Genomic DNA, 14822 nt, shown 5'->3' with positions numbered 1-14822 from the left:
TGGTCTCCATGTTATGGGAATAGGTTCTCCTCTATGAAACGAAATTATACGATTGTGTCCTCACGCATACAGGAATTCGCCATAGCAATGAGCAGCTTCATTCCGTGCAGCATGGCATCTTCGTCAAAATCAAATTTGCTATGATGATGTGGATAGTCAGCCTCTTTATCCGGATTTCCGGCACCCACAAACATAAAGCAGCCTGGAATCTCCTTAACATAATAGGCAAAATCCTCAGCTGGCATCAGCTTTTCCATCCGAATCACTTCAACAGATTCTCCTAAAGCCGCTGGGGCCACCTCGAAAAACCGCTGCACTTCACCATCATGATTTACGAGGGGAGGATATCCCATAACGTAATCTATCTTAGCTTCTGCCCCGTAAGCGCTGGCAATAGAAACGGTCATTTCTTCGATTCGCTGGCGTATCAAATGCCGTGTCTCCTCGTCGAATGCCCGCACTGTCCCTGTGATCCGGCATTGCTCGGCAATGACATTCTGGGCGAACCCCCCTTGAATGGTTCCTACACTGAGTACAGCGGGCTCCAGCGGGTTCACAGAGCGGCTTACAATGCTTTGCAGCTGGGTCACCAGCGCCGCTCCTGCCACGATGCTATCAATGGTACGGTTCGGCATGCCGCCATGTCCGCCTTTGCCAATGATATCTATAAAAAACTCGTCCGCAGACGCCATCAACGGTCCCGGAGCACTCCCAACAGTTCCCATAGGCAATGGAGTCCACAGATGCAGACCATACACCGCATCCGCTCCTTCTAACATGCCTTCGGCAATCATCCCCTGCGCCCCTCCTGGGCATACTTCCTCTGCGGGCTGAAAAAGAAAACGCAGCTCCCCTTCCAGCTCCTCAAGCCGGCTGCTGTAGTAAGAGGCTACACCGAGCAGTATGGAAGTGTGGCCATCATGTCCACAGGCATGCATTACCCCTTCATTTTGCGAAACGTAATCCTTCTTGTTCTCCTCTTTAATAGGTAGGGCATCCATGTCCGCACGAAGAACAACGGTTTTCCCCGGCCGCTTTCCCCGTAGTATGCCAAGCACACCATACCCTGTCCCGCTTTTTCTGACTTCAATTCCGAATTCGGCTAACTTATCTGCTATAAATGCTGACGTTTCCTTTTCATGAAAAGACAACTCCGGATGACGATGCAAATGGCGTCTCCATTCCACGATCTCCGGCATGAGCGAATCAACCGCTAAGCTCTTCATAAGTTCTCCATCCCCTTCTCGATAAACCCGCATCCATAGCAAGCGATAGCAGTCCTGTTCACTTTGTTCCAGCCGCGAACGACTATAATTCTTTTATTGTAGCAGAAACGCAAAAAACTGGGTATTGTTAGGCACTGCCTACTCTTGCACAACCTTTAGAAACATACTATCATGAGGTAGAACATCAGCAATCGGATCAGAAATTCATCATTATACTTCATAAGGGGGATATGCGTGCTATGATTTTTGAGAACACGGGCCTCGTAGGATTGAAGAGTGATCTTCTCTATCTGGACGAGAGTGCCACAAAAGCTGGCTTCATCCGCTGGCAATGGGAATACTATCGTGCCACTTACGACTGCAAAATTGAAGACCCACAGGATGGTGGCGAATACTTCCTACGCATTAACACTCGCGCTGTCGAGGGAAAGCTAGAGAAGTCTGATGCCGTACTTGCAATTGAAGCCGTATACTTAGGAAAAGCAACCTTCCCTCATGGCCTGGAATATGAATCTCCGGTGCCAAAACCAGTATTGGACACTGCTGCTAAGCGGATTCTTGAATTAAAGCAGCTGTTAGAGGCTTGAGTAACAAAAAGGGAACGACGAAACAAAATGTCAGCCTGCCCAAAAGAGGAACACCCGATTTCCAACTACTTATCTTAACACTACTACTTGTGGGTTTCGGTCTAGTCATGGTCTTCAGTGCTAGCTCAAGCTTAACCTTAGCAAGCTCGAAGTTCGGTAATGACCCTCTATATTTCATTAAACGCCAAGTGATCTGGATCGTACTCGGAACCGTTGTTATGTTTATAGCTATGAACATTCACTACAGTAAGTTTAAGAAGTGGTATGTACCTATTTTTATCATCACCGTTATACTTCTGCTCGTGGTAGCCTTCTCTGAAAAAATTAATGGTGCCAAGAGCTGGCTTAGTATCGGAAAACTTGGAATTCAACCCACCGAATTAGCCAAAATATCGATTATCCTGTATATCTCAGCACTCATCACCAAAAAAGGTGAACGGTTTAGAGATTTCCGTACAGGATATATCCCTGTAATGGTCATCGTGGGTATTGTTGCCGGACTTATAATGATGCAGCCGGATTTAGGTTCTTGCCTCATTCTCGTAGCTACCAGCGGACTTGTTATTTATGCCGGCGGTGCCAGCATGAAGCATATTCTGGGCTCTATAGCACTGCTAGTGCTGGGTGTAGGACTAGTTGTAGGCGCCAAAGCAGCGATTGATTCCTTATCTCCATCCGATAAAGCCACTGACACTCAGGATTATAGAAAAGGTCGTATCGTTGCCTTTTTAGATCCTTATCAGGTTGCTGAGGGTGATGGTTATAACATTATTCAATCCTTAACCGCTCTTGGCCAAGGTGGAGTAAGTGGTTCCGGCTTCGGCAAAAGCATTCAAAAGCTGGACTATCTAAAATACCCTTATACGGACTTTATCTTCCCCGTAATTGGTGAAGAGTTCGGCTTTCTGGGGACCTCCATATTTTTGATGTTATATCTGTATTTTATCTGGCGAGGTATTCTAATCGCTTTAAGGTGTAAGGATCCCTTTGGTACGCTCGTCGGAATTGGGATTATGGGCCTCATAGCCATTCAGGCCTTTGTCAATATCGGCGGTGTAACCAATACAATCCCTCTTACCGGCGTTACCTTGCCGTTTATCAGCTATGGGGGCTCTTCACTCCTTGTCAGCATGCTGTGCATGGGAATTATGCTAAGCATCTCAAGAGAAACCAACCTTCCTGCCAAAGAGGAAGTAACGAAATCTGTAACAACGGTTAGACAGGTTCGTTCCCGGTAAGCTTTATAAAGCCGGAGGTTAGGGAATTTACACATAAAAAAGCAGCCCAGGGAATTAACCTTGGACTGCTTTTTTGTGTACAAGTTTTTTAAGAGATTTCATCATTCTTGAAAGCTACGCCTTCAACTTTGACATTTACCTCAACAATATGAAGTCCAGTCATGCTCTCCACAGCTTCACGTACGTTCTGCTGAAGCATCCGGCACACTTCGTGGATCGGTGTTTCATAGAGAACGATAATTCGTAGATCTACTGCTGCTTCCAGCTGTCCTACTTCAACGGTAACGCCCTTCTGAACGTTCTTACCGCTTAGACGTTTAGCCCAGCCTTCTGACAGGCCACCAGACATGGCTGCAATTCCCGGAGTCTCCAAGGCAGCCAAACCGGCAATTTTTGAGACGACGTCATTTGAAATTCGTATATTTCCCATTTCCAGTTGAAGTTGTTCTGCCATGCCATATCCCCCCTACACTCATTATCAATTATTGTAATTCCAAAACAGGCTAAAAAGCAAATCACTTTATCGCTTTCTCGTTTACACCTAGGAACAATTTGGGTATATTGATTATGAATTCAATCTAAATACATAGATAGGAGTGCCTTCACATTGAAAAAATGGATTTCACCATCACTGATGGGTATCGCCTTTATCCTTAGTGCGATCGGCCATTATGCCGATTGGGATCATACCCTGCAGTTCATTCTCTCAGCAATCGCTGTGGTGTTTGTGGCTGGATTTCTCGGCCGGGCCACTGAAAGTGTAGCTCATTATGCCGGACAACGACTGGGCGGCTTCCTAAACGCCACCTTCGGCAATGCTGCTGAGCTAATCATTGCCTTCTTCCTGGTTAAGGAAGGATTGTTCGACATGGTCAAAGCCAGTCTTACCGGTTCTATTATCGGCAACCTGTTGCTTGTTCTAGGATTGAGTATTTTCGCCGGCGGGATGAAGTTCAAAGTTCAGAACTTCAACGTAACCCTTGCCGGAATGAATGGCTCCCTGATGATCGTTGCCGTCATTGCCTTATTTGTTCCCGCTATGTTCTTTACCACCCACTCTATTACGGAGAAGGATACCGATGTGCTCAGTTTAATCGTTGCCGGGCTGCTCATCGCTTCGTACATAGCTTGGCTAATCTTCTCCATGATCACGCATAAGAAACATCTAGAGGACGTTACAGAAGAGGGTAAAGAAGAATTAGCTCATGAACATGCCCCTGCTTGGTCCAAAAACAAATCCATCCTTTATCTCGTGCTTGCCACTGTAATGGTAGCCTTCGTGAGTGAGTGGCTGGTAGGAACGTTAGAGACTTTGACAGAACGTTTCGGATTCAGCGAGCTGTTTGTAGGTGCGTTCCTCGTAGCTATCATCGGTAATGCCGCAGAGCATAGTGCAGCCATTATGCTGGCCATGAAGAACAAAATCGGTGCGGCAGTAGAAATTGCGGTTGGAAGCAGTCTGCAAATCGCCCTGTTCGTAGCACCTGTCCTAATCTTCGCCAGTTATTTCATGGGTGATACAATGGACATAGTTTTTACGACCATCGAAATTGTCGCCATCGGTGTAGCCGTCTTTATTGCCAAATCAATTACTCAGGACGGCTCAACTAACTGGTATGAGGGTCTCTTGTTATTAACGGTCTACCTGATTTTAGGAGTCTCCTTCTATCTCGTATAATCATTATTAACCATTGTACACAACAAAAAGCGCACATGAGCGATTCGTCCTCATGTGCGCTTCTATAAATACTTAAGAAACCGATATTTATTCTTCCTTCGCTTTGTTGTTCAAAGCCTCGTAGAGTACTGCTAAGTTACGCTCCAGCTTACTTAGTACCATCTTACCAGTAATCTCTGGGACCAAACCTGCTCTAACCGCAAAATCCACTTCTCTGGAGAAACCGTACATCTGGGTATCCAGCACTTCCTCATAGAGAGGGCAGTAGCGTGTTGCCAGATTCTCCATCTGCACTTCTATAAGTTGCTGAATTTTATCGGCATCTTCTTGTAGAAGATTGATTGCTTTAAGATTATACTGTTCCTGTAATTCCGATGAAGTCATGCCTCTATCCCCCCCATGTCCAAAAGTTAAGCTGCTTTTACTATTTTACTTAATATTAGACGAAATCCGGTATCAATACAACAATTCAGTTTATACTAACCATATATTTAAAAGAACCTGCTGCGTTATCCTATCAAGTTTCGTATCTACTTCTAGAAAAAACGCCCCACCGAAAACCGGTAGGACGTTTTTAGCACGACTATTACTCAGCAACAACTGTGAATTTCAAACCGTGTTTTGCAAACACTTCAGTCATTGCCTTCTTAGCTTCTTCAGCATCTGCCCCATGAACATGAAGCTCATAGCTTTGGCTGGATACCAAAGTAGTGAACAAACCAAGGATACTTTTAACATCAATGTACTTGTTGTCCGCTTGAAGAACGATTGAAGAGTTGAACTGGCCTGCCGTTTGGGCAATATCGACAATTGCCGCATTGTTACTGGACATAGAAATCCCTCCGCAACTTGATTATAAAACTTTAGTCTTTTGTTATCATTTCTTATGATACATTGAATCCGCTTACTTGTGCAAGGAGTTTTCTTGTTATTACATTTTATTTCAAGTTTTCAGGATTCAGACCTTCGAGTTCCGGCAACACAAAAATTCCATCCTTACGGATCAATACATCGTCAAAATAAATTTCACCGCCGCCATAATCGGGACGTTGGATCAACACAAGATCCCAGTGAATGGAGGAGCGGTTACCGTTATCTGTAACATCATATGCTTGTCCTGGCGTAAAGTGCAGGCTGCCTGCGATTTTTTCGTCAAAAAGAATATCATTCATCGGATGAAGAATGTAAGGGTTAAAACCAATAGCGAATTCGCCAATATGACGCGCGCCGTCATCTGAATTCAAAATTTCGTTCAAACGGGCGGAGTCATTGCTGGTGGCTTCAACAATTTTTCCGTTCTCGAATTTGAATTTGATATTTTCAAAGGTCACTCCATTATATACTGACGGTGCATTATAGCTGATCGTTCCATTTACAGAATCGCGAACTGGGGCGCTGTAAACCTCGCCATCCGGAATATTTTTTTGCCCGGAGCATTTCTCTGCACCGATTCCTTTAATCGAGAACTTAAGATCTGTTCCAGCACTCAAAATATGTACCTTATCCGTTCTGCGCATGAGATCAGCTAAAGCATCCTGAGCCTTGTCCATCTTGGCGTAATCCAAATTACACACTTCGAAATAAAAGTCCTCAAACGCTTCAGTGCTAATATTCGCAAGCTGAGCCATGCTCGCATTCGGATAACGCAGTACTACCCACTTCGTATGCTTCACACGTTGTTCGCTATGCACTGGATGAGAGTACAACGAGTTATACAATTTCATATTTTCTTCAGGAACATCGGACAGATCGTTCACATTCTCACCTGCACGAATCCCGATATAACAATCCATTTGCTTCATCCGGTTCAAGTCAATTTCAGCCCATGTCTGAAGACTCTCACGAGTTGCGTATTTAAGCATGCTGCGCAGGACTGTACGATCTGTTAATTGTACAAAAGCATGACCGCCGGCCTTGCCGATTTCCTCTACAACAGCTTTGATTAAATCTCTTTCATTGCCAATCATTTCGACGAGCACGTTCTCGCCTGGCTGGACATTTACGGAATAACCGACTAGGTTAGCTGCCAGCTTTTGAATTCTGGGATCTTTCATTGTGTATTCTTCCTTCCTCTGTCTAAAAAATAAGCAAGCTTTTCTATTGTAGCACGCCCTGTATGGAGCGCAAGACCTGTGGGATAATGTGAAAATCAACGAAAGCCTGAAAAATTCACCTGTGATACATAAGTTTCATTATCAGATTCATTCCCCGCTTCCGAATAGGTAACCTTACGATTTAAGGTGAGTTTTCTCGGCAGATTATGTTTTGTATCAACGGTTAAATGATAGACAGTCTCAACATTAGCTTGTTTCAGCTTTTGCTGTAATTCATTATTTTTCTTCTCCCATAGCTCCACTAAAGCTTGCGTAACCGCCTGATCGTTCTTTGTTATTTTTCCAGCAGAATCTGGTGTTTCAGGTCGAAGGTCTTGCATCTCTTTTTCCAATTCAGCAGTCAGCTGCTTTCTGGCCTCAGCAGGCGTCAGCTCGATCCGTAGCACATTTGTCCCTCTGCCTGCACCCGCATCTTCAGTCACATTAGCCTCCATGGATTGCAGCTCCTCCAGCTGTTTCAACGGATTAAGCAAAGCAAGCGGATTTCCGTCCTCAGAGGAACCTTCAGTAGTCAACGCTACCCATTCCCCCTCTTTTTTCTCTAGCTGACTATGGAAAGCTTTCATAGAAGTGATGCTGCTTTTTAAATCTTTAGCGCTATTTGCTGATTTTTTTGTGGATGAGGATTTATCAGGAAGCAGTGTATACAGATTGACCTTCTTATGGTCCTGTACTGTGCCTTCGTAAAATATCATGGATTCCGGAACGGTCTTTCCACCCTTTGTAAGCATGGTTGACCCTTTAAAAGTAACCCCATCGCTGCCCGTTATACCCGCTAACACCAAACTTAGATCTTCCTTGGCTGGTTTGTCTCTAATAACACTGCAACCGCTGTTGAACACGCAGGACAAGGTAAAAATCATAAGAACTAACCCCTTCAGTAATAATGACTTTCTCACGGTCATCAGGCCTTTCTTGGAGTATTTTACTTTACAGCCCACTATAGGGTTCTCCCTTCCTGCGCGCCTTATACAGATGCAAATACGTTGCTGTAATCGGTTTCCATACATTGCTCTAACTTATGCGCGTTCGTCGCTTGCTTCTGAATGTCAATACATACCACCTTCAGACTCACGAAGTTACCGCTGCCAGTCGCCGCACCGTTGTCTCTATCGGACACAGCTGACCTTAATTACAGTATTTTGCGATATTTCCCATACCAACGGACACCAGCGCAGCTATTGACCCGAAATGCGCCCGATATGCCCCTCTTACTAAACAATAGCGTCTCTGGTGTCCGAAAACATGCCCCAAAGGCAAAATACACGCCAATAGCGTCATCTGAGTCCGAAGGCCTCGCAGCATGATGAATACACCAGTCGAAGCAGCGAGCCAACTAACAAAACAATGACCAGCAACTCCTTATTACGGGAGAACCGCTGTTCAAATGCTAATGCGCGAATATGACCGTTGCAGTCGCCACGCCGTTATCTCTATCGGACACAGCTGACCCTTAACGCAGCATTTCCCGATATTTCCCATACCAACGGACTCCAGCGCAGCTATTGACCTTAAAAACGCACAAAATGAGTCTTTTTCCAAGCAATAGCGTCTCTGGAGTCCGAAAACATGCCCCAAAGGCAAAATACATGCCAATAACGTCAGCTGAGTCCGCAAGCCTCACAGCATGATGGATACACAGTCGAAGCAACCAGCCATCTGCCAAAACTAAAAGCAGCGACTCTCCAATAACGGGAGAACCGCTGCTCTGCTATCTTTTTTTACTTATGAGGCAATCCCTTCACACCGCTGCTCTGCTATCTTTTTTTACTTATGAGGCAATCCCTTCACACCGCCGCCATTCTCTTTAGTGTCAACGATCACCTGGTTACGCCCATTGTTCTTAGCTTTATACAGTGCCATATCTGCTCGATAGAACAGGGATTCGACGCTTACACGTTCGTCCATCCAGCTCCATTCTGCTATACCGCAGGACACTGTTACATTAGGTTCGGTCTCATTCATCACTCGCTTACGAATACGTTCAGCCACATTTACTGCCTGTTCTACTCCCATTAATGGTAAATAGACCGACAGTTCTTCTCCACCCCACCTCGCAGCAATATCCCCTTGACGGATGGAGGACTTCACAATTTCACTGACCTCTTTTAAGATCTTGTCGCCCTTTTGATGACCATAGGTATCATTCACCATCTTGAACTGATCGATATCCACAACAATTAAGCAACCGCAAAAATCTGTAGACTGCCGTTCCTTTATTTCTTCGTCCAGATAATGACGAGCATAAAGTCCAGTTAGGCTATCTCTGTTCGCTAGACGTCTAACTTCGGCATGCAGCCTTGCATTCCCTACAGCTAGTCCAATATGCCCCGCCATCGCCTGAAGCAATCTGTAATTGTCATAAGAGAAATAATGGGCATCGCGATGCGCCAACATGATGGCACCACGCACTTCACCACCTACACTTAAAGGTGTGGCAATCAGCGACTGCGACCCGGTAGCATTCATTAAACGAGAAGTAGTATTAGGATTATCTATGTAGTTAGACATGATTAATGATTCCCCAGTAGTATAGACCTTCCCGCCTAAACCTTGTCCTACTTCTAAAATTTCATTTTGCAAGGAGGAATGATTGCAAGCAATAACCTCTAGCCCGCCCTTTTCTTCGTTCATATGTAAAATACAGCAGTAGTCTGCACCAAACATCTCAAGCAGCTCTTCAAACGCAAATTGAAAAATATCCCCTAAACGCAAGCTTTGATTCAGCCGTTGTGTAAGTTCGTTACTCATACGCAGCTCACGAATGAGCTGATTGGAGCGTTCATACAGCTTGGCATTCTCAAAAGCAGTACCTGCGGTATCCGCCACCATCGAGAGAAACCGTAAATCTACATCCATAAAGATCGAGTTATCCATCACCATGTGGAATACGCCATAAACCCCTTGCTTCCCGCCTAGCGGAAGACCAATCTCTACAATGTGTTGATCTTCAGTGTTGGTGTTCAGAGCAACACGGCCGTCTTTAAATGCTCTAGCGCAGACATCATCACTGGACATCTGAAACGGTAAAGGTTTGACCTGCGGATGAGTGCTGCGGTGATCTTGCGACATAAACAGCTCAAGCCTAGCACCAGGGTACATTGCAGAAATGCTATCTATAACCTCCGTAAGCACAGCGTTCACATCAATATTGTCATGCATCCGCTGAACGATCTGAAATAACAAGGAGCGGCGATTGCTCTCACGTTCAGCATGTTGATGAACACTCGCAAGATCAGTTACAAAAATATGTTCAAACTTATGATAGAATATGGTCCGGTACTGCAAAGATATAGCCTCAGCAGTATCTCGTCCACCCATTAAATATTGTTGTGTCGGCATAGCACAGCCCAAGAAGGCAAAAATTTCTTTGTCAACGCGAGTGATGAGCGGTATAGTAAAAAAGCTCATATCCTGACCCTGCACCGTAAGTTGAACAGATGAGGTTGCGCCAGAAAGTAAACTAGCTGCAGCCGCTTGCTCCCATTGGTGCCTCCATCGTTCTTGCTGATCGGCAATATTTGCAAAATATCTGCCTTCAAAATTCAGCACACACCAATCCCATGATTTAGCGAATGGTAGAGCCTCTAGCCCATCGATCCATTCCTCGAAGCTGTCTGCAATCAGATTGGCCAAATATGGGAAGTCATGGGACACTATTTCCGTTTCCCTAAGCCAGGCGGTGGGATCTTCGGAATCTCTACTAGTGTGCAATTTGTCCTGTATCAGCATACGACTGTCTTGAGAAGCGTATGCTTTCTGTTCTGACATAACGAAGATCCCCTTTGCTTCTCATTTAAGAAAAAAAACCTTCCCAATTAACATCTAATTAACTATATTTTACTCCCTTTCTTTGTGTATTGCATTATATTTTCCTTATTTCCGGGATTTTTTTTAGGACCAAAGAACTAACGACAAAGAATGACAAAAACTCTTTTAATATGCGCTTGACTTTATATGCTACTTTCATATAATATTTATTGTTGAACAAGACTGTAACAAGTCTTACTTGGGCGTAACGTTGTGTCACCCTCACGCATTTCGTTACTGCCAGGGCAGCGGCTGAACTTCCCTGGTAGTGTGGAAGCCAATAATGCTAATCACGGATACGAAATGCGGCGCAAATAGAGCCCTAACCTGAAATTTCAAATATAAAGGAGTCTACTATAACATGGCACGTTACACCGGACCTAAATTCAAACTCAGCCGCCGTCTGGGCATTTCCCTTAGCGGTACAGGCAAAGACCTGAAACGCCCTTTCCCACCAGGACAACACGGCGCTAACCAACGCAGAAAAGTAAGTAACTACGGAATGCAGCTTTTGGAAAAACAAAAACTGCGTCACATGTACGGCTTGGGAGAGAAACAATTCCGTACTCTCTTCGCTAAAGCACAAAAACTTCCAGGTCTTGCGGGCGAAAACTTCATGTTCTTGCTTGAAAGCCGCTTGGACAACCTAGTTTACCGTCTTGGATTTGCTAACTCCCGTGCTGGAGCACGTCAGTTGGTATCCCACGGACACGTAACTGTAAACGGCAAAAAAGTCGACATCGCTTCTTACCGTGTAAGCTTGGGCGACGTTATCGGTCTTCGCGAGAAGAGCCAAGGCATGGCTTCCATTAAAGAAGCTCTTGCTAACCGTAACCACCTTCCAGCTTACCTGGAATATGCTGAAGGATCTTTCGAAGGTAAATATATTCGTTTGCCAGAACGTTCCGAGCTTTCCCAGGATATCGATGAGAAACAAATCGTCGAGTTCTACAACCGTTAATATCTCGCTTTTAGCGGGTATGACCAAAGCCTCCGGATTAATCCGGGGGCTTTTTGTTATGTCAATATCCTAAATTCCATGCCGTTTGTAGAAGGTTACGCTTCCGCAAATCATACCCTAAATTACTTTATTTATAATTTTTGCACAAAAGTCGAATCTTAAGACCATGAGAATCAGGTAGAAGCGCATTCAAAAACGCCAATTTATGCTATAATAATTCCGTTAAAAGGAGGAATTATCGTCGATGGCTCAAGAGAACAAGAAAAAAAACGCTAAGAAGCCTTCACCCCGCAGATCCGCCCTAAGCAGGTTCGGTTCTGTAGTTAAGTGGATGTTTATTCTTGGAATAATAGGCGTTCTATTTGCCGGTGGTGCTGTAGCAGGCTATGTCGCTTCCATTGTGAAGGATGAACCTGTTCGCTCCGAAGAAATGATTCAGCAGCAGGTCAGTCAAAATGCGATCACCGGATTCGCTTATTTCCGAGACGGCGCACCGATCGGCCAGCTTCGGACAGAAGAAGACCGAAGGCTCATTGAATTCAACGATATCCCCCAGCTTATTATCGATGCAGTTCTCGCTATAGAGGACAATAATTTTAATGAGCATAATGGCGTGGATTTCAAAGGCACCTTGCGTGCCGTCAAACAAAAGCTTCTCAATGAATCCGTTCAGACCGGAGGCAGTACACTCACCCAGCAGCTCGCAAGACGTGTATTCCTGAATCTGGATCGGACAGAAGATCGCAAAGTAAAAGAAATTCTACTTTCTCTTAGATTGGAACGCTTCTTGACCAAACAAGAAATATTAACGGCTTATCTGAATAAGGTTCCTTTCGGCAATGGCTCGAATGGCTACAATGTATTCGGAATTAAAGCAGCAGCCAAAGGGATATTCGGTCTAGACGATCTGGACAAATTGAACGTGGCTCAAGCAGCTTATTTGGCTGGTCTTCCGCAGCTCCCTTCCACTTATTCTGCATTTAATGGGATAGGTGAATTCAACGAAAAAGCTTTCAACAGAGCTATGGACCGTCAACATCTTGTACTTCGTCGTATGCTTGAGGAGAATAAGATCACTACCTCTCAATATGATGAAGCCCTTCAATTTGATATCAAGAGTTCTCTGGCGCCGCACACCAAAAAAGCCTATGCTACCTATCCATACCTGATGATGGAGACTGAGCGTAAAGCATCCGAGATCCTTCTATCATTGAATGAAGAGAAAAATGGCACAACGGATGCCAATAGCACTACTGACAATGCCGTGTTACTTGAGGAAGCAAGACAGCAGCTCATGACCGGCGGTTATCGAGTCTACACAACCATTGATAAAAAAGTTTACAATGCAATGCATAGTGTTTCTGAAGACAGCAATAATTTTACTAAAGACAGCAAAACCAAAGGTATGGAACAAACGGCTGGCATGTTAATCGACAACAAAAGCGGAGCCATTCTCGGCATGATTGAGGGTCGCGACTTCAATATTGAGCAGATGAATTATGCTACCCAAATGATCCGTCAGCCCGGATCGACCATGAAGCCAATTTCAGCTTATTTACCAGCCTTAGATGCAGGGCTGATTCAGCCTGCCGGGATTGTGGATGACGCGCCAATTATTCTAAAAGACGGCGGAAAAGGATTCCACATTCCTAAGAATGCCAATAATCGCTATCAAGGTCTGGTCACTGCCCGTTACGCACTTAACAAATCGCTCAACTTGCCTGCGCTTAAGCTGTTTAATGAAAAGGTCGGAATAGAGAAATCTTGGGCCTTTACTAAAAAGCTGGGGATCACCACCCTCACAGATGATGATTACAGTGCGCAGACTGGGGTTATAGGTGGTCTCAAATACGGAGTATCCGTAGAAGAGTTAACCAATGCCTATTCCGCTATCGGCAACCAAGGTGCCTTTAATGATGCCTACATGATTGAGAAAATTGTCAATTCAGAGGGAAAAATTATCTATCAGCACAAGGTTAATCCTGAGCAAGTATTCTCTAAGCAAACAGCTTACCTAATGACAGATATGCTGCGAACTGTAATTACAGAGGGTACAGCCAGCACCGTAAAAAGAGAATATAAACACTCTAAAGAAATTCCGATTGTCGGTAAGACTGGATCTACCCAGAATTATGGAGACGTATGGTTTATGGGCTACACTCCTGATGTCACACTGGGAATGTGGGTCGGCTACAAAGAGCAAATCAACACCCTTACGGGAGATACACAAAAACGTCAAGCCCAAACATTATGGGCAAAAGTGTTGAATGCTGTCATTGATAAGCAGCCGGAACTATTCGTCACAGACAAATTTGCACAACCTGAGGGAATTATCAAAAAGACAGTTTCCGCATATAGCGGCAAACTGCCAACATCCCTGACTGATAAATTCACAACGGATATATTTAATACAAAATATGTGCCAAAAGAGAGCGACGACGGGATTTCCAAAGCCAAATATATTACTTACAAAGGCGTCAATTATATCCCGTTGGAAGGCACTCCAGAGGAGTTCCTAAAGGAAAAAATCGTCGTTAAACGCGAGAAGCCGATACAGGAACTAGTCAAAGAACTCCTGGCTGCCTTCCCTAAGATGAAGGATCATAAATCACTGGAGTATTATATGCCAGCCGATGCCAAGACGGATTTCCCAACAGAAGTTGATCCACGTGTGGACGATGGGGCTTCCCCTGCTGCTCCCGGAAATGTTAACGTCTCTTATAGCACTGGTAAAGCGGTCATCAGCTTCTCCGCTAGCAGCTCGGCAGATGTTGTGGGATACCGCTTATATCGTTCATTAAACGGAGGTTCTTTCCAGAAGCAATCTATACTCATGGCAGATGAGAACAAGGTATTCACACCGGGTACACCTGCAAGTGCTAATGCAACCTTTTATGTAACAGCCGTGGATGTTGCAGGTAATGAGACGGCTTCTGGCAGCGTTGCTGGAGGGATTACACCAACACCCGAAGCAACTCCTACACCTGATCAACAACCTGGTACAGAGGCGCCTACAGAGCCTGAGACGACACCAGGAGACGTTATTGAGGATCCAGGTAACATTCTCCCGCTACTACCGACGGAAACACCAGCCGGCGGAGGTAACAGTACTGGAGGCAGTAATAATACCACAGCAGGTAATAATGCAGGGACACGTTAACCCAAAGATCATTAAATAATTTCACACAGCAAAACACCGTTCCCATGA

The 14822-nt window shown here is 44.8% G+C and carries 13 protein-coding genes; 5 read left to right on the top strand and 8 right to left on the bottom strand.

The features are described from left to right. Positions 1-44: 44 nt before the first annotated feature. Complete coding sequence (locus tag NST58_RS13470) at positions 45-1226, bottom strand: M20 family metallopeptidase (protein ID WP_076189870.1); 1182 nt, start codon at positions 1224-1226, stop codon at positions 45-47. A gap of 239 nt (positions 1227-1465) precedes the next feature. On the opposite strand from NST58_RS13470, the gene NST58_RS13465 reads away from it, so the two are divergent. Both NST58_RS13465 and ftsW read left to right on the top strand, forming a co-directional pair. Beyond that, positions 1466-1813, top strand: coding sequence for a YugN family protein (locus tag NST58_RS13465; RefSeq protein ID WP_036686159.1), 348 nt, complete (start codon positions 1466-1468; stop codon positions 1811-1813). Next, complete coding sequence (gene ftsW, locus NST58_RS13460) at positions 1810-3051, top strand: putative lipid II flippase FtsW (RefSeq protein ID WP_081390640.1); 1242 nt, start codon at positions 1810-1812, stop codon at positions 3049-3051. Before NST58_RS13465 ends, ftsW begins: the two co-directional genes overlap by 4 nt. Before the next feature lie 88 nt (positions 3052-3139). On the opposite strand, the gene NST58_RS13455 is transcribed toward ftsW, so the two are convergent. After that, complete coding sequence (locus NST58_RS13455; RefSeq protein ID WP_019911482.1) at positions 3140-3505, bottom strand: Asp23/Gls24 family envelope stress response protein; 366 nt, start codon at positions 3503-3505, stop codon at positions 3140-3142. A gap of 153 nt (positions 3506-3658) precedes the next feature. On the opposite strand from NST58_RS13455, the gene cax reads away from it, so the two are divergent. Continuing rightward, positions 3659-4729, top strand: a complete 1071-nt coding sequence (gene cax, locus NST58_RS13450; protein ID WP_036686157.1) for a calcium/proton exchanger — start codon at positions 3659-3661, stop codon at positions 4727-4729. Between the two features lie 87 nt (positions 4730-4816). On the opposite strand, the gene NST58_RS13445 is transcribed toward cax, so the two are convergent. The 6 genes from NST58_RS13445 to NST58_RS13420 form a co-directional block, all read right to left on the bottom strand. Then, complete coding sequence (locus tag NST58_RS13445) at positions 4817-5113, bottom strand: YlaN family protein (protein WP_036686156.1); 297 nt, start codon at positions 5111-5113, stop codon at positions 4817-4819. A 202-nt stretch (positions 5114-5315) separates the two neighbouring features. After that, entirely contained in the window at positions 5316-5561 is a 246-nt protein-coding gene (locus tag NST58_RS13440) for an HPr family phosphocarrier protein (RefSeq protein WP_036686154.1), read from the bottom strand. A gap of 106 nt (positions 5562-5667) precedes the next feature. After that, positions 5668-6783, bottom strand: a complete 1116-nt coding sequence (locus NST58_RS13435; RefSeq protein ID WP_036686152.1) for an aminopeptidase — start codon at positions 6781-6783, stop codon at positions 5668-5670. A 95-nt stretch (positions 6784-6878) separates the two neighbouring features. Continuing rightward, positions 6879-7706, bottom strand: coding sequence for a hypothetical protein (locus NST58_RS13430; protein ID WP_143762422.1), 828 nt, complete (start codon positions 7704-7706; stop codon positions 6879-6881). A gap of 104 nt (positions 7707-7810) precedes the next feature. Continuing rightward, positions 7811-7963, bottom strand: a complete 153-nt coding sequence (locus NST58_RS13425) for a hypothetical protein (protein WP_280752774.1) — start codon at positions 7961-7963, stop codon at positions 7811-7813. A gap of 647 nt (positions 7964-8610) precedes the next feature. Beyond that, the gene (locus NST58_RS13420) at positions 8611-10614 is read right to left on the bottom strand and encodes a sensor domain-containing diguanylate cyclase (protein WP_076280827.1); all 2004 of its coding nucleotides are present in this window, start codon (positions 10612-10614) and stop codon (positions 8611-8613) included. A 400-nt stretch (positions 10615-11014) separates the two neighbouring features. On the opposite strand from NST58_RS13420, the gene rpsD reads away from it, so the two are divergent. Together rpsD and NST58_RS13410 are read left to right on the top strand one after the other, a co-directional pair. After that, positions 11015-11614 carry a 30S ribosomal protein S4 gene (gene rpsD, locus NST58_RS13415; RefSeq protein ID WP_036686147.1) on the top strand — a complete coding sequence of 200 codons (600 nt, stop codon included), beginning with the start codon at positions 11015-11017 and terminating at the stop codon, positions 11612-11614. A gap of 244 nt (positions 11615-11858) precedes the next feature. Next, entirely contained in the window at positions 11859-14774 is a 2916-nt protein-coding gene (locus NST58_RS13410) for a transglycosylase domain-containing protein (RefSeq protein WP_076189866.1), read from the top strand. The last annotated feature ends 48 nt before the right edge of the window (positions 14775-14822 follow it).

This window comes from Paenibacillus sp. FSL R10-2796 (assembly GCF_037965315.1).
Taxonomy (GTDB): domain Bacteria; phylum Bacillota; class Bacilli; order Paenibacillales; family Paenibacillaceae; genus Paenibacillus_AQ; species Paenibacillus_AQ odorifer.
Note: the sequence above shows the minus strand (reverse complement) of the source record. Positions and strands in the feature narration are given on the sequence as shown.

Coding starts and splice junctions, on each gene's coding strand:
- NST58_RS13420 (WP_076280827.1), bottom strand. CDS start 10,614: ATGTCAGAACAGAAAGCATACGCTTCTCAAGACAGTCGTATGCTGATA.
- NST58_RS13435 (WP_036686152.1), bottom strand. CDS start 6,783: ATGAAAGATCCCAGAATTCAAAAGCTGGCAGCTAACCTAGTCGGTTAT.
- rpsD (WP_036686147.1), top strand. CDS start 11,015: ATGGCACGTTACACCGGACCTAAATTCAAACTCAGCCGCCGTCTGGGC.
- NST58_RS13410 (WP_076189866.1), top strand. CDS start 11,859: ATGGCTCAAGAGAACAAGAAAAAAAACGCTAAGAAGCCTTCACCCCGC.
- NST58_RS13445 (WP_036686156.1), bottom strand. CDS start 5,113: ATGACTTCATCGGAATTACAGGAACAGTATAATCTTAAAGCAATCAAT.
- NST58_RS13470 (WP_076189870.1), bottom strand. CDS start 1,226: ATGAAGAGCTTAGCGGTTGATTCGCTCATGCCGGAGATCGTGGAATGG.
- NST58_RS13440 (WP_036686154.1), bottom strand. CDS start 5,561: ATGTCCAGTAACAATGCGGCAATTGTCGATATTGCCCAAACGGCAGGC.
- NST58_RS13465 (WP_036686159.1), top strand. CDS start 1,466: ATGATTTTTGAGAACACGGGCCTCGTAGGATTGAAGAGTGATCTTCTC.
- NST58_RS13430 (WP_143762422.1), bottom strand. CDS start 7,706: ATGATTTTTACCTTGTCCTGCGTGTTCAACAGCGGTTGCAGTGTTATT.
- NST58_RS13455 (WP_019911482.1), bottom strand. CDS start 3,505: ATGGCAGAACAACTTCAACTGGAAATGGGAAATATACGAATTTCAAAT.